14 protein-coding genes are annotated in these 18,137 nt (G+C 73.1%); 11 read left to right on the top strand and 3 right to left on the bottom strand.

Annotation, left to right across the window (positions count from 1 at the left end; genetic code table 11):
• Positions 1 to 12: 12 nt before the first annotated feature.
• The 3 genes from NI17_RS02885 to NI17_RS02895 all read left to right on the top strand — a co-directional run bounded on the left by NI17_RS02885 (position 13) and on the right by NI17_RS02895 (position 2,784).
• Entirely contained in the window at positions 13 to 771 is a 759-nt protein-coding gene (locus NI17_RS02885; RefSeq protein ID WP_068689639.1) for a class I SAM-dependent methyltransferase, read from the top strand.
• Between the two features lie 118 nt (positions 772 to 889).
• Positions 890 to 2,131, top strand: a complete 1,242-nt coding sequence (locus tag NI17_RS02890; protein ID WP_068689842.1) for a DNA polymerase IV — start codon at positions 890 to 892, stop codon at positions 2,129 to 2,131.
• A gap of 272 nt (positions 2,132 to 2,403) precedes the next feature.
• Positions 2,404 to 2,784, top strand: coding sequence for a DUF3040 domain-containing protein (locus tag NI17_RS02895; RefSeq protein WP_068689637.1), 381 nt, complete (start codon positions 2,404 to 2,406; stop codon positions 2,782 to 2,784).
• Positions 2,785 to 2,889: 105 nt separating this feature from the next.
• On the opposite strand, the gene NI17_RS02900 is transcribed toward NI17_RS02895, so the two are convergent.
• Genes NI17_RS02900 through NI17_RS02910 form a run of 3 tightly spaced genes read right to left on the bottom strand, consistent with a single transcriptional unit; the run spans position 2,890 to position 7,436 of the window.
• Positions 2,890 to 5,211, bottom strand: coding sequence for a transglutaminase TgpA family protein (locus NI17_RS02900; RefSeq protein ID WP_243597595.1), 2,322 nt, complete (start codon positions 5,209 to 5,211; stop codon positions 2,890 to 2,892).
• Positions 5,208 to 6,416: a DUF58 domain-containing protein gene (locus NI17_RS02905; RefSeq protein ID WP_068689635.1), complete on the bottom strand. Its 1,209-nt coding sequence runs from the start codon at positions 6,414 to 6,416 to the stop codon at positions 5,208 to 5,210. Before NI17_RS02905 ends, NI17_RS02900 begins: the two co-directional genes overlap by 4 nt.
• A 24-nt stretch (positions 6,417 to 6,440) precedes the next feature.
• On the bottom strand, positions 6,441 to 7,436 hold the full coding sequence (locus NI17_RS02910; RefSeq protein WP_068689633.1) for an AAA family ATPase: 996 nt from the start codon (positions 7,434 to 7,436) through the stop codon (positions 6,441 to 6,443).
• A gap of 441 nt (positions 7,437 to 7,877) precedes the next feature.
• On the opposite strand from NI17_RS02910, the gene mraZ reads away from it, so the two are divergent.
• From mraZ to murD, 8 genes are all read left to right on the top strand, one after another.
• On the top strand, positions 7,878 to 8,309 hold the full coding sequence (gene mraZ / locus NI17_RS02915) for a division/cell wall cluster transcriptional repressor MraZ (protein WP_068689631.1): 432 nt from the start codon (positions 7,878 to 7,880) through the stop codon (positions 8,307 to 8,309).
• Between the two features lie 260 nt (positions 8,310 to 8,569).
• Positions 8,570 to 9,553 carry a 16S rRNA (cytosine(1402)-N(4))-methyltransferase RsmH gene (rsmH, locus tag NI17_RS02920; RefSeq protein ID WP_279395511.1) on the top strand — a complete coding sequence of 328 codons (984 nt, stop codon included), beginning with the start codon at positions 8,570 to 8,572 and terminating at the stop codon, positions 9,551 to 9,553.
• A 76-nt stretch (positions 9,554 to 9,629) separates the two neighbouring features.
• Positions 9,630 to 10,061 (top strand): cell division protein FtsL, encoded by a 432-nt coding sequence (ftsL, locus tag NI17_RS02925; protein WP_199859986.1) that lies wholly within the window; start codon positions 9,630 to 9,632, stop codon positions 10,059 to 10,061.
• A gap of 60 nt (positions 10,062 to 10,121) precedes the next feature.
• The gene (locus NI17_RS02930; RefSeq protein ID WP_068689629.1) at positions 10,122 to 12,044 is read left to right on the top strand and encodes a peptidoglycan D,D-transpeptidase FtsI family protein; all 1,923 of its coding nucleotides are present in this window, start codon (positions 10,122 to 10,124) and stop codon (positions 12,042 to 12,044) included.
• 238 nt (positions 12,045 to 12,282) lie between these two features.
• Positions 12,283 to 13,890, top strand: a complete 1,608-nt coding sequence (locus tag NI17_RS02935; protein WP_068689627.1) for a UDP-N-acetylmuramoyl-L-alanyl-D-glutamate--2,6-diaminopimelate ligase — start codon at positions 12,283 to 12,285, stop codon at positions 13,888 to 13,890.
• Positions 13,891 to 14,181: 291 nt separating this feature from the next.
• A complete protein-coding gene (locus NI17_RS02940) occupies positions 14,182 to 15,591 on the top strand; it encodes a UDP-N-acetylmuramoyl-tripeptide--D-alanyl-D-alanine ligase (RefSeq protein ID WP_068689625.1) in 1,410 nt (469 codons plus the stop codon).
• Positions 15,588 to 16,643 (top strand): phospho-N-acetylmuramoyl-pentapeptide-transferase, encoded by a 1,056-nt coding sequence (gene mraY / locus NI17_RS02945; RefSeq protein WP_068689624.1) that lies wholly within the window; start codon positions 15,588 to 15,590, stop codon positions 16,641 to 16,643. The genes NI17_RS02940 and mraY overlap by 4 nt, the downstream gene beginning before the upstream one ends.
• 3 nt (positions 16,644 to 16,646) lie before the next feature.
• Positions 16,647 to 18,056: a UDP-N-acetylmuramoyl-L-alanine--D-glutamate ligase gene (gene murD, locus NI17_RS02950; RefSeq protein ID WP_068689620.1), complete on the top strand. Its 1,410-nt coding sequence runs from the start codon at positions 16,647 to 16,649 to the stop codon at positions 18,054 to 18,056.
• Positions 18,057 to 18,137: the final 81 nt, after the last annotated feature.

The raw sequence follows: 18,137 nt of genomic DNA on the forward strand, positions 1-18,137 counted from the left end.
AGGACTCGAATCGTGGACTCCTCCACCGTCGGCTCCCGGCGTGCCGCCAGTGCCGCGCGCACCGCAGTGGTCTGGGAGGCACTGACCGCCGAACTGGCGCGTGCGGCCGAGGAGTTCGACGGCCCTCTGGAGATCGTCGACGCGGGCGGCGGCACCGGTGGCGCCGCTGTTCCTCTCGCCGGTCTCGGCCACCACGTGACGGTTGTCGACCCCAACCCCGACTCCCTGGCGGCGCTGGAGCGCCGCGCGGCCGAGGCCGGGGTGCGGGTGCGCGCGGTCCAGGGCGACACCCGGGACCTGCGCGACCTGCTGCCCGAGTCCCACGCCCACCTGGTTCTCGTCCACAACGTCCTGGAGTACGTGGACGACCCGCTGGTCGCGCTGCGTGACGTCGTCTCCGCCACCCGCCCCGGGGGAGTGGTCAGCGTCATGGCGGCCAACGCCGTGGCGGCGGTGCTGCACCGGTCACTGGCCGGGCACCTCGCCGACGCGTTGGCGCTGCTGGAGTCGCCCGAGGGCCGGTGGGGGCCGAACGATCCGATGCCGCGCCGCTTCACCGTCGCACGGCTCACCGCCCTGGCCCGGGAGGCGGGACTCGCCCGGACCGAGCTGCGCGGGGTGCGGGTGCTGGGCGACCTGCTGCCCGGCCGGGTGTTCGAGGACCCGCAGACCCCCGACGTCCTGGTGGCCCTGGAGAAGGCGGCGTCGGCGCACACGGAACTGTCGGGCGTCGCCACCCAACTGCACCTGCTGGCGCGGCGCCCCTCCTGACCCCGCCCCGCGCGGCGCTGTCGGCGGCTCCTGGTAGAACAGCACCCGGAGGGCGCGGTGCGCCAGGGGGATCGGGGGTGGACCGGTGAGTCGGCGGCAACTCGAACGCGGCGAGCCCATGCGCGGTGTGATGACCGAGCACGGCATCGCCCCCCTGACCGGGCAGCCCGTCGACGACGCCGACTGCACCGTGCTGCACATCGACATGGACGCCTTCTTCACCAGCGTCGAGGAGCTGCGCCGCCCCGAGGTGCGGGGGCGTCCGGTGATCGTGGGCGGCACCGGGGCGCGCGGTGTGGTCGCCGCGGCCAACTATCCGGCCCGGCGCCACGGCGTGCACTCGGCGATGCCCATGGCGCGGGCGTTGCGGCTGTGCCCCGGCGCGGTCGTCTTCCCGCCCGACGGCGAGACCTACCGGCGGGTCTCCGCCCGGGTCATGGACATCCTGCGGTCGATCACGCCCCAGGTGGAGCGGCTCTCGGTCGACGAGGCGTTCCTGGACGTGGCGGGGGCGCACCGTCGGCTGGGCGGCGGTCCGGAACACATCGCCCGGCTCGTCCGCGCGAGAGTCCGCGCCGAGGAGGGGCTCACCTGCTCGGTCGGGGTGGCGGCCACCAAGTTCGTCGCCAAACTCGCCTCCACCCGCTGCAAACCCGACGGCCTGCTGCTGGTCCCCACCGCGCACGTCACCGCGTTCCTGCACCCGCTGCCGGTCGGCGCGCTGTGGGGGGTGGGCGACCGCACCGAGCAGGCCCTCAGACGCATGGGACTGCGCACCGTCGGCGACGTCGCGCACACCCCGCCCGACACGCTCCGCCACGAACTGGGCCAGGCGCTGGGCGGCCAGCTCGCCGAACTGGCGTGGGGACGTGATCCGCGTCCCGTCACCGCCGAGACCACCGACAAGAGCGTCAGCACGGAGGAGACCTTCGACACCGACATCCGCGATCCCGAGGCGATCCGCCGGGAGCTGCTGCGGCTGGCCGAGAAGGTCGCGCGCCGGCTGCGCGCGGGCGGACACGCCGGACGTACGGTGGGGGTCAAGCTGCGCCGCTCCGACTTCGGCACCGTCACCCGGTCCCGCACCCTGTCCGAGCCCACCGACGTGGCCCGGGAGATCTTCGCGGTGGCCAGGGAGCTCTACGCGGCGTCCGGACTACCGGGAACCCCGCTGCGTCTGGTGGGTATCAGAATGGAGGGACTGGTCCCCGCGGACCAGGTCCACCACCAGTTGGCGCTGGACGAGCACGAACAGGAGTGGCGGACGGTCGAGAGACTCCAGGACGAGGTGGTCCGGCGCTTCGGCAGCGGAGCACTCGGACCGGCGTCGTTGGCCTTCCGTGACGAAGATGACGTATGATTCGGCATCTTTCCCGTTCCGTGTGCGTTGCACGGGATGAGGACGGCCGAGACAGACCGTGCCAGGGACACGATTCCCCGGAACGAGGGGAGAGAGGGGCGGGCCGGTGAGAGCCAGCCAGGTCGAGGGTAGTGTGGTCGACGGGAGGGACCCGTGCGCCCATCTTTTCTTTTCACAGGGCGCTAAGTCCCCGTATTCTGGGCATATCACTGGCCATCAGATTGTTGTTCAGCACCCGTTGCCCCACCCGGGGACTGCTTTTGGGAGGCGCCGTGCCGCTCTCTGAACACGAGCAGCGCATGCTCGAACAGATCGAGCGGGCGCTGTATGCGGAGGACCCGAAGTTCGCCAACACCGTCCGGCAGACGAACCCGCAGGTCCACTACAAGCGCCGGCTCGTCAAGGCGTCGATCGGTTTCGTGGTCGGCATCGGCCTTCTCCTGGGAGGCATGGTCTTCCAGACGGTGCTGGTCAGCGTCGTCGGTTTCATCATCATGCTGGTGTGTGCGCTGTGGGGGTTGTCCGGGTGGCGGCGCGCCGCCGGTGGCGGCTCCGTCAAGGCCGACAAGGGGTCGAAGCAGCGTAGGCAGCGCCCCGGAGTGATGGACCGGTTCGAGGAGCGCTGGCGTCGCCGTCAGGAAGGCGATCAGTAGCCGCGATTCGATCCGACGTCGGGTGGACTTGCTGATTCCCTCGTCACGCGTGCGGGCCACGGTAGCGACCGTGGCCCGCACGCGTTCTCGGGGTCCGCGCGGCTGTCAGGGCCGCCTGACGCGGCGCGGCTCCGCCGTCCGCGCGGCCCACCACAGTGACCGGGGCAGCAGCAGCGCCAGCACACGGGACAGCGGCGGGGACGCCGCGGTCAGGGCCCGCCGCACGGTGCGGCTGTCACCGGCCAGGTGGGGGACGGTGAACGGTCCGGGGGCGTAGTGGACGGCCTCCACGGCCGCCACGACGCGGTGCAGTGCCGCACGCGCGTCCGCGTCCAGTCGGCCGTCCTCGACCAGGGCGCGTTCCACGGCGCGCGGACTGTGCGCCGGGTTCCACGGCCGCCCCAGGTCCAGCAGGTCGTCACGGAGCTCCAGCCACGCGGAGCGGGCCAGGGAGGCCGCGTCGCGGGCCCGCCGCCACCGCAGTCCGCGCACCAGGTGCCGCAGCAGCGCGGGCACGGCCGACAGGACGGTGAGCGCCGAGACCGCCGCGACCGCTCCCGGGACGCCGTCCCCGGCGGGGCCGTCGGCAGTGGGGCGCTCCTCGGGAGCCGGGTTCTGCTCGGCGGCGGCCCCCTCGTCGGGAGGCGCCGACTCCGGAGCGGCGGACTCCACGGACTCCTCGGCGCCGTCCGCGTCCGCGGCGGTCGGCTCCGCGGGACCGGGCGTGGCGTAGTCGGGGACCGCGGCGGTCGGCTGCCCCTCCCCGGGGGTCGGCTCGAAACGCAGCCAGCCGTACCCCTCGAAGTACAGCTCCGGCCAGGCGTGGGCGTCGCTCTCCCGCACCACCCAGCGGTCGGAGCCGACGTGCTCGCCGGGGGTGTAGCCCACCGCGACCCGTGCGGGGATGCCGAGGTGCCGGGCCGTGGCCGCCATGGCCGAGGCGAAGTGCTGGCAGTAACCGGTCCGGCTCTGCAGCAGGAAGTGGGCGAGCGGGTCGGTGCCCCCGGGCACCCGCGGCGGGTTCAGGTCGTAGTCGAAGCCGCCGCCGGTGAACCAGTCCTGGAGGGCGACCGCCCGGTCGAAGGAGGTGTCGGCGTCGGCGACGACCTGCTCGACCAGCCGTGTCACCTCCTCGGAGAGGGAGGGCGGGGCCAGGTAGCGCCGGTCGATCCCGGGGGCCGAGGGGGCGGCCGCACGCAGGTCCTCCTCCCGGGGCTCGGGGAAGCCGCTGGTCACCCGGTAGGTGAGCCCGGCCGCCTCCCCGTGGGGGGAGAACACCATGAGCGTGTCGGGGTCCACGTACCACTCCCCGGCCACCCGCACCGTGCTGCTGGGATAGGGCAGCGGGAGGAAGTCCATCCCCCGCGCGTCGGCGGACACGGTGACGTCCGTGGTCACCGTGCCCGGGGCGGCCTCGCCGGCGAAGCCCGGCACCCGGGGGAGCGGGCCCTCGACCCGGTCGCCCGCGTCCGCCCGCACCGGCGACATCGTCCAGTTCTCGCCGTCGAAGGCGTCGAGCACGTGCGTCCGCAGGTACTCGGGGCTGCGGTCGGCGGTGCGGTACTCCAGAACCCGGCGGTCGCCCCCCGAGGTCAGAGTGCCGCGCAGACTGGTCAGCGGGTCCACCGTGGTCACGGTCTGCCCGTCCCCGCGCAACTGTCCGACCAGGGAGAACACCGAGTCGCTGGTCATCGTGGGGACGAGCGCGGGCACCAGCAGGGCCAGCACCACGGACGTTCCGGCGATCCCGACCGCGCCGAGTCCCCGCAGCGCCGACGCGGCGGCCGTCCACCGGCGCCCGCCGCGGCGGTCCCGCGGCGGGACCCGCACCCCCCAGGACGCCGTCCGGGCCGCGGAGTCCACGGCGAGCAGCAGCAGGAATCCCGCGGCGGCCACGGCGAATGCGCCCCCTCCCACCCCCCGGGGGTGCACCGTCAGCGGAACGGCGACCAGGGACAGCAGGGCGGCTCCGGCCAGCCCCGGCACGCGCAGCGTGACCGCCATCAGGTGCGCGGAGACCAGGAGCACACCCAGCAGCAGCGTCACCAGCAGGACGATTCCGTCGGTGGCGGGGACCGGTATGACGTTGGTCCGGATGTCGGACACGCCCGCGAAGAGCAGGTCGACCAGTCGCGCCACCGCCGCCGGAGTGGGAACGGTCCGCAGCAGCGCGGCGTCGGGTGCGTAGCGGCCGGTCACCGCCATCACCAGCGCGACCAGTTGCAGGACGGACGTCACCGTCGCGGGGACACGCGTCCACTGCGCCGCCGCGCCCACGGCGGCGATGGCGGCGACCGCCGTGACCGGTCCCGTCCACCATTCGGCGTCACCGAACACCGGGCCGAGCAGGGGCAGCGCGCACAGCGCGTGGACCGCGGTGGCCAGCGAGAGCAGGGTGCGGGCGAGCGCGTCCGTCGAGGATCTCACCGTGCCGCCCCCGATCCGCCCCACAGTTCGGGTAGCTGACCGGTGTGCTCGGGGCACAGCACCCGCCATCCGGCCTCGGTCAGCTCCCGCGCCGCCCGGACACGCGCCTCCTCCGGCCACGCGGCCCGCGGGACCAGGACCGCGACCCGCCCGTCCGACCGGCCGGGGCGGCACGCGGCCAGGGCGGCCACCTCGTCGGCGGCGAGCGCCCCCACCACCGCCACGGCCATCCCCCGGCCGCTCACCGAGGCCCCCGCCAGTCGGGTGATGCCCGCTCGGAGAGAGGGCGCCTCGGAGGAGGCGGCCAGGGCCAGCGCGTCCAGGACCGCGTCGCGGCGGCGGGTCCCGTCCAGTACGACGCCGTCCCCCAGCAGACGCAGCCGATGCCCCCGGTCGGCCAGGTGGACGGCGATCGACGCGGCCACCGTGACCGCGCCCTCCAGGGACGACGCTGTCCGAGCGCCGGTGTGCGCCGTCGAACGCAGGTCCACCAGGACGACGCTGGCGTCCAGCCGCCGCTGCTCCTCGCCGCGCACCATGAGGCGGCCGCGCCGAGCGGTGGAGCGCCAGTGCACCCGGCGCAGGTCGTCGCCGCTCCGGTAGGGGCGCGGTGTCGTGTCGTCGTCGGTTCCGGCCGGAGCGCGGACGGGACGCGGACCGCCCGTCGCCGCGCCGGTCCGCGCGGCGGCGGGCAGTTCCATGACCGGGGGGAGCACCAGCAGCGACGCCTCGGTTCCGATCGGGCGTTCCAGCCGCGCGCAGCCCAGCGGGTCGACGAAGCCCACCACGAGCGGGCCGATCGGGTAGCGGCCGCGCGCGTGCGAGCGCAGCCGGTAGGAGAACGTCCGCCGCTCACCGGGCCGCAGCACGCCGAGGTTGAACCGGGGCGGGACGCCGAGCGCGAACGGCAGCCGGTCCTCGGCCAGGAGCGGTCCGACCGGCAGCGACCACGACGGGTTGGTCAGGGTGAGCGCCACCCGGCAGTCGGTCCCCGCGGGGACGCGCCGCGCGGACAGTTCGCGCGTGTGGTCCACCTTCCGGGGCGTCAACAGCAGCAGCAGGACGCCGACCGGCGGGACCGCGGCCACGAGGACCGCGATCCGCAGCAGGTCGCGTTCCCCGAGCGCCAGCGCGCCGACGGTGATCACCGCTCCCACACCCAAAAAGATCCGTCCGCGCGGGGTGAGGGACCGCAGCACGTTCATCTTCGCGCCTTCTCGCTTCGGTCGCTAGCCGCGCGCGGGAATGGGGACCCGGGCCACCAGTTCGCCGACCACGTCCGCGGGGGACCGGTGGCGCTGCTGGGCTTCGACGCTGGGCAGCAGGCGGTGCGCCAGCACCGGGACGGCCAGCGCCTGGACGTCGTCGGGCAGGACGTGGTCGCGGCCGTCGAGGGCGGCGTAGGCGCGTGCCGCGCGCACCAGGTGCAGGGTGGCCCGCGGGGAGGCGCCCAGCGCCAGGGAGGGGGAGACCCGCGTGGCCGAGACCAGGTCCAGGGAGTAGCGCTTGACCACGGGGGAGACGTAGATCCCGCGGACCCGCTCGGTCATCGTGGCGACCTCGTGGACGGTGGTCACCGGGGTGAGCCGGTCCAGCGGGGAGTGCGCCGAGTGCGCGTCGATCATGCCGAGCTCGGTGCGGGGGTCGGGATAGCCCACGGAGACGCGCGCCATGAACCGGTCCCGTTGGGCCTCGGGTAGCGGATAGGTCCCCTCCGCCTCCATGTCGACGGGGTTCTGGGTGGCGATCACCATGAAGGGCCGGTTCAGGCGCCGGGTGACGCCGTCGACGCTGACCTGCCCCTCCTCCATGCACTCCAGCAGCGCGGACTGCGTCTTGGGGGAGGCCCGGTTGATCTCGTCGCCCAGCACGATGTTGGCGAACACCGGCCCGGGGCGGAACTCGAACTCGCGGCGCTGCTGGTGGTAGACGCTGACGCCGGTGATGTCGCTGGGGAGCAGGTCGGGGGTGAACTGGACTCGGCTCACCACGCAGTCGACGGCCCGCCCCAGAGCCTTGGCCAGCATGGTCTTGCCCACGCCGGGAACGTCCTCGATCAGCAGGTGCCCCTCGGCGAGCAGGACCGTCAGCGCGATTCGGACGACTTCGGGCTTGCCGGCGATCACGGTCTCGATCGCCGACCGTATCCGGTGGGCCGGGGCCAGTGGGCCGCCGACGCCCGAGGGTTGGTCGGCGGCGCCGTTCACCCGAGTGTCGAGCGACACGTGTCCCCCTCAACATGCCGTGGCTGGTTCATCACGAGGCTAGGCCCAAAGCGGGGCTTTGCAAACCGACGCCGAGCGGTCGCGGAGCGGAAGTTCCCAGGTCATCCCGGCCGAGCAGGGCGCCGAGGCGGTCTGGGTCACAGGGAAGCGGCGGTCGGTACCGGGGGGCCGGGGTCGCGGGAGGCGTTCCGGGGGGCTGCCACGGGGGCACCGGAGCGCCCCCGGCGGTTCCGGGCGCCAGGAGGGCGGACACGGAGCGTGATGCCGCGGCACCGCGCGCGGTGGCCCGCTCCACCCCCGCTGAACTGCGATTTCGCCGATGCGGCAGGGGCTGTGCGGCGGCTTTGTCTGTTGACGGTGGAGGAGAGTGGAGTACAGTGGAGCCGAGTGGAGGAGAGCGCCGCCTGTTTCGCGGGTGACCTGGGAGGTGGGAGTCGGACGATGTTCCTCGGCACCCACGCGCCACGTCTCGACGAGAAGGGGCGCATGTTCCTTCCGGCGAAATACCGCGACGAACTGGCGGGAGGACTGGTGATCACGAAAGGCCAGGAGCGCTGCCTCTACGTCTTTCCGCTGCGCGAGTTCGAGCGCATCACCCAGGTCCTCCGCTCGGCGCCGGTCACCGCCAAGGCGGTGCGCGACTACAGCCGCGTCTTCTTCGCCAGCGCCTCCGACGAGCTTCCCGACCGGCAGGGCCGGGTGACCATACCGGCGAGCCTGCGCGCCTACGCGGGGCTCGACCGGGACTGCGTGGTCATCGGGGCGAACACGCGCCTGGAGATCTGGGACGCCCAGACCTGGGCCGACTACGAGGCCGAGCAGGAGCAGGTATTCGCGGAACTGGCGGAGGAGGTGTTGCCGGGGGTGCTGTGATCCCGCGGAACCGCCGCGTCGCACCGGGAACCGGTGCTGCGAGCCGCATCGGGGTCACGACCGTCGATCCCTGTCGGATTCAGGCCTTCAGACGCGGCCGGTCAGGTCTCAGCTGGCGCATCTTCCCCGGTGCCAGATGATTCGAGCGGGCCGAACGGCGGCCGCGCCCGTCGGGCGCGTCTGGAGGCCCGGCCGTCCCCGGGCCGGGCGCGACGGCCACGGGGGAACGGGGACGCGACAACAGGGGGGCGGACGCGCCAGTGGGAAACGACGACGAGCAGAGACACCGGGACACTCCCGAACCGGCGCACGTGCCGGTCATGCTGGAGCGGGTCCTCGACCTGCTCGCACCGGCTCTGCGCGAACCCGGCTCGGTCGTCGTGGACGGCACACTCGGCCTCGGCGGCCACTCCGAGGCGCTGCTCGCCGCCCATCCCGGGACCCGCCTGGTGGGCGTGGACCGCGACACCACCGCGCTGGAACGCAGCCGCCACCGGCTGGCCCGCTTCGGCGACCGCGTCAGTCTGGCGCACGCCGTCTACTCCGACATTCCCCGCGTCCTGGACGACCTCGGCATCGACCGGGTCCACGGCATCCTCCTCGACCTGGGCGTGTCCTCCCCCCAACTGGACGAGGCCGACCGCGGCTTCGCCTACTCCTACGACGCGCCCCTGGACATGCGCATGGACCGCACCCAGGAACGCACCGCGGCCCACGTCGTCAACACCTACTCCGCCGGAGAGCTCACCCGCGTCCTCAGGGTCTACGGCGAGGAGCGCTTCGCCGCCCGGGTGGCCCAGGCCATCGTGCGGCGGCGCGCCAAGGAGCCCGTGCGGACCACCGGAGTCCTGGCCGACCTGGTGCGCGACGCCATCCCCGCGGCGGCCCGCCGCACCGGGGGCAACCCGGCCAAGCGGACCTTCCAGGCGCTGCGCATCGAGGTCAACTCCGAGCTCGCCATCCTGGAGCGCGCCCTGCCCGCGGCGATCTCCCGCCTCGCGGTGGGAGGGCGCATCGCGGTGCTGTCCTACCACTCCCTGGAGGACCGCATCACCAAACGCGTCCTGGCCGCGCTGAGCACCGACACCACCCCGCCCGGACTGCCGGTGCCCCTGCCGGACCGGCAGCCGGAACTGCGCCTGCTCACCCGAGGCGCCGAGGTCCCCCCGGAGCGGGAGACCGAACGCAACCCCCGCGCGGCGTCGGCCCGGCTGCGGGCCGCCGAAAGGACACGGGAGCCGTGACCGTCGGCCCCGAACGACAGCATCCACGCGCTCCCGGTCCGGACCGGGAGCCGTCGACCTCGTCCGGGAGAACACCGTGAAGACCCACACCGAAGAACACGCCCCGAGCACACGGAGCCGGTCCCGCACGACGCCGTCCCGACCGCGTGTCGGACGCGGCACGGCGGCGGCCGGCGGCACGCGCGGCGCACGGCCGCACAGCCCCGCCCCGCGCATGCCGTTCGTGCTGCTCGTCCTGGGACTGCTCGGCGGGGCGCTGGTCACCCTGCTGATGCTGCACGCCGTCCTCGCCGAGGACACCTTCGAGATCGCGACCCTGCAGCGGGAGAACCGCGAACTCGGCCAGCAGGAGCAGGCGCTGCGGGAGAAGGTCATGGAGGCCGAGTCGCCCGAGGCGATCGCCGAGGCCGCCGAGGAACTGGGTATGCGGCCGGGGGAGGAGCCCCGGTTCCTCGACCTGGAGACCGGGGAGGTCACCGGGGCGGAGCCGACCCGGAAGGGTGAATGACCGGCAGACACCGATCCGCGCCGCCGGTGGGAGGCGCCGAACAGGGGGGAACGTCCACCGTTGAGCACACCGCGTGACCGCAGTCCCAAGGACCCGCGTCGGCCGTCGTCATCGGCGCGCAGCCGACGCCGGCCCGGACCGCGCTCCGCGGAGGCCGCACGGCGGCGCACCGCCCCGAGACCCGCCGCCGGCGCGGCGCCCGCGCGGCGCCCGCGCGGCGGGGGCGCCGCGCCACTGCGCCGCCCGTTCCGCCGCAGGGCGCCCCAGCCGCGCATCAGGATCATGGGGGCCATCCTCGGGGTCGTCCTGCTCCTCTTCGCGGTGCGGCTGGTGCAGATCCAGGGCATCGACGCCGACGACTACGCCGAGGCCGCGGCGAACCTGCGGCTGGCCACCATCGAGATCCCCACCGTCCGCGGTGACATCACCGACGCGTCGGGGCGGCCCTTCGCCATGTCGGTGGAGGTCCGCACCGTCTTCGTCGACCCGGCGGAGGTGCGTGCCGACCAGAGGGACGAGGTCGTCAGGGAGCTGTCCCAGCGGTTCGACCTGAGCGCCGAGGAGGTCGCCGCCCGGCTCGACGCCCGGGTCGACGGCCAGCCGAGCCGCTACGAGGTCGTCCAGCGCGGCGTCTCCGTCGAGGAGTGGGAGGAGCTCGACGCCCTCGGTCTGCACGGCGTCTCCGCCGAACGCGCCTACAAGCGGGTCTACCCCGAGCAGACGGGCGCGGCCAACCTGGTCGGCTTCGTCGGGACCGAGGGGTACGGACTGGAGGGCCTGGAGGCCGTGCTGGACTCGACCCTCGCCGGAGAGGCCGGGCAGCAGCAGGTCGAGGTGGGCAGCGACGGCACCCAGATCCCGATGGCGGGCGGACTGGTCAAGGAACCGGTTCCCGGCCGGACGGTCCGGCTCACCCTGGACATGGACCTGCAGTGGTACGCCCAGCAGGCCCTCGCCGAACGCGCTGAGGAACTGGGCGCCGAGGCCGGGAACGTGGTCGTGATGACCCGCGACGGCCAGATCAAGGCGATGGCGAACTACCCCACCTACGATCCGAACGACTTCGCCTCCGCGACCGCCGAGCAGCGCCGCAACGGCGCGGTCGCCGACGCGTTCGAGCCGGGCAGCACCAACAAGGCCATCACCGTCGCCGCGGCCCTGGAGGAGGGGGTGACCACCCCCGACACCGTCTACACGGTCCCCGACTCCATCCGCCGCCACGACCTGGAGTTCCGCGACTCCCACCCGCACCCGACCCAGCGCCTCACCGTCAACGGGATCATGGCCACCTCCAGCAACGTCGGGGCCATCCAGATCGCCGAGGAGTTGGGCGCGGAGAAGATGTACGAGTACCTGCGCCGGTTCGGCTTCGGCCAGCCCACGGGCCTGGACCTGCCGGGCGAGAACGCGGGGATCCTCACCGATCCGCAGCACTGGTCGGGCACCGACCTTCCGTCCATCTCCTTCGGGCACAGCGTCTCGGTCAACGCCGTGCAACTGGCCGGCGTCTACGCCATCGTCGCCAACGACGGGATCAGGGTGGAGCCCACCCTCGTGGCCGGAACGGTGGACCCCGACGGCGAGTTCACCGCCGCGCCCGAGCCCGAGAGCGAACGGGTGATCAGCGCGGACACCGCCGCCGACCTCAGGCTGATGCTCGAGGGCACCACCGGGGAGATGGGCACCGCCCGGCAGGCCCGCATCGACGGCTACCGGATCGGCGGCAAGACCGGCACCGCCAACCGCATCAACCCGGAGACGGGCACCTACCAGGGCGGCGGCTACGTCAGCTCCTTCGTCGGCATCGCCCCGGTCGACGATCCCGAACTGGTCGTCCTCGTGGTGCTGCACAATCCGCAGGAAGAGTACTACGGCGGCGAGGCGGCCACCCCCGTCTTCACCGACGTGATGTCCTTCGCGCTCAAGACGATGCAGGTGCCGCCGACCGGCACCGAGGCGCCGAAACTGCGCATGGAGGAGTGAACCCCCGCGGCGGCGGAGCGAAACCGGACACACCGGTCGGATGCTCTTGCCACCCGGCGCCGCGGTGGCCGATGCTTTCGGACATCCGTCAGCGTCCAGAGCCACCGCCCGCCCGGAGCCGACCGCACCACCGCTCCGCAGCGGCCCGAGTGGACGGGCGCGAATCGGCTTGACCGTCTCCGCGTGGAATTGACCTCCACCGTCGGCGAACCGATAACCTCACGAGGTGTCACCCGTAATGCGACCCGAACACGTCCAGCCACGTCCGTTGTCCGAGCTCGTCCCGCTGTTGGGGCCGGACGCCTTCGTCACGTGCGTCGACCCCGCCGAACCTCCGCTGGGAACCGTGCCGGTCCCCGGGGGCCCCGATCCCGAACAGGCCCGCGACCTCGACGCCGTCGTCGTCACCGGCATCACGCACGACTCCCGCGCGGTGCGCCCCGGAGACCTGTACGCGGCGCTGCCGGGACGGCGCGTCCACGGCGCCAAGTTCGCCGAGCAGGCCGCCAAGGCGGGAGCCGCGGCCGTGCTCACCGACCCGGCCGGGTACGACCGCGCCGCGGCCACCCGACTGCCGGTCATCACCGTCCCCGACCCGCGCGCCGTGCTCGGCGACGCCGCCGCCTGGATCTACGGGAACCCCTCCGGCGAACTGCTGCTGGTCGGCACCACCGGGACCAGCGGCAAGACCACGGTCAGCTACCTGGTGGAGTCGGGACTGCGCGCGGCGGGAATGCGCACCGGACTGGTGGGCACCGTGGAGATGCGGGTGGACGACGAACGGGTCGACTCCTCCCTCACCACCCCCGAGGCCACCGACCTGCACGGGCTGTTCGCCCTCATGCGGGAGCGCGAGGTCGACGGCGTCGCCATGGAGGTCTCCAGCCACGCCCTGGCCCTGGGCCGGGTCGACGGCGTGCGCTACGACGTCGCGGTGTTCACCAACCTCTCCCAGGACCACCTGGACTTCCACGCGGACCTGCGCGACTACTTCGACACCAAGGCACGGCTGTTCACCCCCGAGTTCGCCAGGGTCGCCGTGGTCAACCGGGACGACAGGTTCGGGCGGGCGCTCGTCGAGACGGTCACCGAGCGGGGCGCGATCCCGGTCACCACGTTCTCCGCCGAGAGCGACACGGAGGCGGACTGGTACGCCTCCGACGTCGTGCTCGAACCGGAGGGCAGCCGGTTCCGGGTGGTCGGCCCCGGCGGGATGGAGATGGAGGCCTCGGTGCGGCTGCCCGGACCCTTCAACGTCTCCAACGCCATGGCCGCGATCGTCGCCCTCATCGAGGCGGGCGTCCCGATGCCCACCGCCCTGGACGGGGTGGCGGCGGCCCGGGGCGTGCCCGGCCGGATGGAGCGGATCGACGAGGGGCAGAACTTCACCGCCATCGTCGACTACTCGCACAAGCCCGGCGCGATCGAGGCGGTCCTCACCTCGCTGCGGTCGGTCACCGACGGCAGACTCACCATCGTCGTGGGCTGCGGCGGCGACCGCGACCGGGGAAAACGTCCCCTCATGGGCGAGGCCGCCGCCCGCCTCGCCGACGCGGTCATCCTCACCGACGACAACCCCCGCAGCGAGGACCCGGTCACGATCATCACCAGCATGCTCGAAGGCGTGGCCAAGGTCCCCGTCGAGCAGCGCGCCCGCATCACGGTCGAACCCGACCGGCACACCGCGATCGAGATGGCGGTGGAGCGCGCCAAACCCGGTGACGTCGTCGTCGTGGCCGGTAAAGGCCACGAGCGCGGCCAGTACGTGGGCGACCGGGTGCTGCCCTTCGACGACCGCGCGGTGCTGCGGGACGCGCTGCGCTGGCGGGTCGGCGGGGAGGGCTGACCCGCCGCGGTCCGCGCGGTCGGTCCGTGGCCGCGCGGAACACCGAGGTCACGCAAGGTCGCGGCGGGCGCGGAGGCGGCCGGGACGGGTCTCACTCGTGCCACATTCCAGTTCGGGCGCAACCCGGTCCGTCGATCTTGTTCTAAGGTTAGGTGCGGCAATCGCAGCCCGGCACCGTGGCGTCCGCACGCCGCTTCGCGGCTTTTGTACAGCATCCCCGTTCTCGCACGCTGTTCACTGTCATTACGGCGCTTCGAGCGTGGTGGACCGGGCCCGACATGAGGAGTGGATTTGATCGCGCTGACGCTCGATCGGATCGCCGAGATCACCCGATCCCGAATACGCGGATCGGCGCAGCCCACGGACATCGTCAACGGTCCGGTGGTCATCGACTCACGCCAGGCGGTCCCCGGTTCGCTGTTCGTCGCCCTCGGCGGCGAACGGGTCGACGGCCACGACTTCGCCGACGCCGCGGTCAGTGCCGGGGCGACGGCCGTGCTGGGCTCCCGGCCGGTGGACGCGCCCCAGCTGCTGGTCGACGGCGGCGACGACGAGGTCGTGGCGGCCCTGGCGCGGCTGGCCCGCGCGGTCGTGGACGAACTGCCCGACGCCGACGTCATCGGGGTCACCGGCTCGTCCGGGAAGACCACCACCAAGGACCTGCTGGCCCAGGTGCTGTCCCGGATCGGCCCCACGATCGCCCCGCCCGGATCGTTCAACAACGAACTCGGCCATCCGCTGACCGTCCTGCGCGCGGACGAGACCACCCGCTTCATCGCGCTGGAGGTCGCCGCCCGCGGTCTGGGACACATCGCGCACCTGTGCCGGGTGGCGCCGCCGCGCATCGGCGTCGTGCTCAACGTCGGCAGCGCCCACATGGGCGAGTTCGGCGACCGCGCGACCATCGCCCGGGCCAAGGGCGAACTCGTCGAGGCGCTGCCCGACGCCGACCGGGGCGGCGTGGCGGTCCTCAACGCCGACGACGACGCGGTGATCGGCATGGCCGCGCGCACCTCGGCCCGGGTGGTCAGCTACGGCCTGGCCGACACCGCCGACGTGCGGGCCGAGCAGGTCGACCTGGACGACACGGGACGTGCCCGCTTCACCCTCGCCATCGGCGGCGCCACGGCCCGGGTGCAACTGCGGCTGATCGGTATCCACCAGGTGCACAACGCCCTGGCCGTCGCCGCGGTGCTGCACGAACTGGGAACGGGCGTCGCCGACATCGCCACGGCCCTGGGCGAGGCGGGCTCCGTGAGCCGCTGGCGCATGGAGGTCACCGAACGGGCGGACGGGGTGACCGTCGTCAACGACGCCTACAACGCCAACCCCGAATCCATGGGCGCGGCACTGCGTACGCTGGCCACGCTGGCCTCCGAGCGCCGCGCCTTCGCGGTGCTGGGCCACATGGCCGAGCTCGGCCCGTCCCACCGGGCCGAGCACGAGCGCATCGGACGACTCGTGACCGAGAGCGGGGTGGACGTCCTCGTTGTCGTCGGCGAGCAGGCGGCGGGCATCGCGGACGGAGCCGCGGCCGTCGCCGACTGGCCGGGCGAGACCCTGAGGGTCGCCGATGTCGCGGAAGCGGTCGCGGTGCTCAGGGAGCGCCTGAGACCCAAGGACATCGTCATGTTGAAGGGATCACGAGTGGCCGGGCTGGAGAAGGTAGCCGAGCAGCTGACCGTGGAGGCCGCCGAATGACCGGCATCATCGCCGCCGCGGGGCTGTCCCTGCTGGTGTCCTTCATCCTCATGCCACCGCTGATCAAGATTCTGTACCGGTTCAAGTTCGGACAGGAGATCCGCGACGACGGCCCCCAGGGCCACAAGACCAAGCAGGGCACGCCCACCATGGGCGGTATCGTCATCATCCTGGGCGCGGTCATCGGCTACTTCGGCGCGCACGGGGTGACGATGACCCCCCCGACCGTCTCGGGCGTGCTGGTGCTCTTCCTGTTCGTCGGGCTGGGCTGCGTCGGCTTCCTCGACGACTTCATCAAGATCTACAAGCGCCGCAGCCTGGGCCTGCGCAGCGGAGCCAAGATGCTCGGCCAGGTCATCGTGGGTGTCGGGTTCGCCGTCGGCGTCACCATGTTCCCCAACTCCTACACCTACACGCCCGGCTCCACCCACCTGTCGCTGCTGCGCGACTTCGGCCCGCCCATGGCGGTGTGGCTGTTCGTGATCTGGGCGCTGCTGCTGATCGTGGCCACATCCAACGCGGTCAACCTCACCGACGGCCTCGACGGCCTGGCCACCGGGGCGACGATCCTCTCCCTGGTCGCCTACGTCATCATCGGCAACTGGCAGCTACGGCAGAGCTGCGTCAACGCCCTCGAACCCAACTGCTACACCGTGCGCGACCCCCTGGACCTGGCGGTCGTGGCCGCGGCGGCGCTGGGCGGCTGCATCGCCTTCCTCTGGTTCAACGCACCCCCCGCCAAGATCTTCATGGGCGACACCGGCTCCCTGGCGCTGGGCGGCCTGCTGGTCGGTCTGGCCATCACCACCCGCACCCAGTTGCTGCTGCTGGTCATCGGCGGACTGTTCGTCCTCATCACCGCGTCGGTGATCATCCAGGTCGGCTCGTTCCGACTCACCGGCAAGCGGGTGTTCCGCATGGCTCCGCTGCAGCACCACTTCGAACTCAAGGGGTGGGCCGAGACCACCATCGTGATCCGCTTCTGGATCATCCAGGGCCTGTTCGTGGCCGCCGCGATCGCCCTGTTCTACCTGGAATGGATGCCTCGATAAGCGATGAGCGACACCGCGATGGAGCTGGGGGGACGCCGGGTCTGCGTGACCGGACTGGGGGTCTCCGGACCCCCGGTCGCCCGGGCGCTGCTGGAGCGGGGCGCCCGCGTCACGGTCGTGGAGGGCCGCGACGACGAGGCGAACCGGCAGCGCGCCCGAAAGCTGCGGGAACTCGGCGCCGCCGTGGAACTCGGTGAGGTCGGCCTCCCCGAGGGCACCGAACTCGTGGTCACCTCTCCCGGCTGGCGGCCCGACGCGCCCGTGCTGGTCGCGGCGGCCGACGCCGGGATCGAGGTGATCGGCGACGTCGAACTCGCCTGGCGGCTGCGGCCCGCCGACCAGGTCTGGCTGGCCGTCACCGGCACCAACGGCAAGACCACCACGGTGCGCATGCTGGAGGCGATGCTGCGCGCGGACGGACGCCGCGCCCTGGCCGTGGGCAACGTGGGCACCCCCGTCATCGACGCGGCGCTCGCCGACGGCCCCGACCGCCACGACGTGCTCGCGGTGGAGTTGTCCAGCTTCCAACTGCACTGGTCGGCCACGCTGCGCCCGCACGCCGCCGCGATCGTCAACATCGCCCCCGACCACCTGGACTGGCACGGCGGAATGGAGCCCTACGCCGCGGCCAAGGCGAAGATCTACGGGGCGGGCACCGTCCGGGTGGTCAACACCGCCGACCCGCTCATCCGCGGACTCGCCGAGACCCACGGCGACCCCGCCGCCCCGCTGGTCGGCTTCGGACTGGGCGTGCCGCGCGCAGGCGAGCTCGGCGTGGTCGAGGACCTGCTGGTGGACCGGGCGTTCGTCCCCGACCCGCGCACCGGGGCCGTGGAACTGGCCTCGCTGGCCGACGTCACCCCCGCCGCGCCGCACAACGTCGCCAACGCCCTGGCCGCCGCGGCGCTGGCCCGCTCCGTCGGGGTGGCCCCCGACGCGGTGCGCACGGGACTGCGCGACTTCCGCCCCGAGCCGCACCGCATCGCCCACGTCGCCACCGTCGACGGCGTCGACTACGTCAACGACTCCAAGGCCACCAACGCGCACGCCGCCGCCGCGTCCCTGGCCGCCTACCCCTCGGTGGTGTGGGTGGCCGGGGGGCTGCTCAAGGGCGCGGACGTCTCCGACCTGGTGGCGGCCGCGTCCGACCGGCTGCGCGGGGCCGTGCTGCTGGGCGAGGACCGGCAGCGGCTGCGCGAGGCGCTGGAGAAGCACGCGCCGCACGTGCCGGTCGTCGACGTGGCGCGCACCGACGGCGGCGCGATGGCCGAGATCGTCGCCGCGGCGGCCCGGCTCGCCCGGAGGGGCGACACCGTGCTGCTGGCCCCCGCCGCGGCCTCCATGGACATGTTCACCAACTACGCCGAGCGCGGCGACGCGTTCGCCCGCGAGGTCCGCGCACTGCTCGACTGACCGGTCCGCGACCGAACCGCAACCGCATCGCCGCCGGGGACGTGTGAACCTTCCGCCGATCCACGCGTCCCCGGCGGTGCC

It is taken from the genome of Thermobifida halotolerans (assembly GCF_003574835.2).
GTDB lineage: Bacteria > Actinomycetota > Actinomycetes > Streptosporangiales > Streptosporangiaceae > Thermobifida > Thermobifida halotolerans.

Excerpts from the sequence above, each read along its gene's own strand:
- mraY (WP_068689624.1), top strand. The coding sequence starts at position 15,588 with ATGACCGGCATCATCGCCGCCGCGGGGCTGTCCCTGCTGGTGTCCTTC.
- murD (WP_068689620.1), top strand. The coding sequence starts at position 16,647 with ATGAGCGACACCGCGATGGAGCTGGGGGGACGCCGGGTCTGCGTGACC.
- NI17_RS02905 (WP_068689635.1), bottom strand. The coding sequence starts at position 6,416 with ATGAACGTGCTGCGGTCCCTCACCCCGCGCGGACGGATCTTTTTGGGT.
- mraZ (WP_068689631.1), top strand. The coding sequence starts at position 7,878 with ATGTTCCTCGGCACCCACGCGCCACGTCTCGACGAGAAGGGGCGCATG.
- NI17_RS02935 (WP_068689627.1), top strand. The coding sequence starts at position 12,283 with ATGCGACCCGAACACGTCCAGCCACGTCCGTTGTCCGAGCTCGTCCCG.
- NI17_RS02890 (WP_068689842.1), top strand. The coding sequence starts at position 890 with ATGCGCGGTGTGATGACCGAGCACGGCATCGCCCCCCTGACCGGGCAG.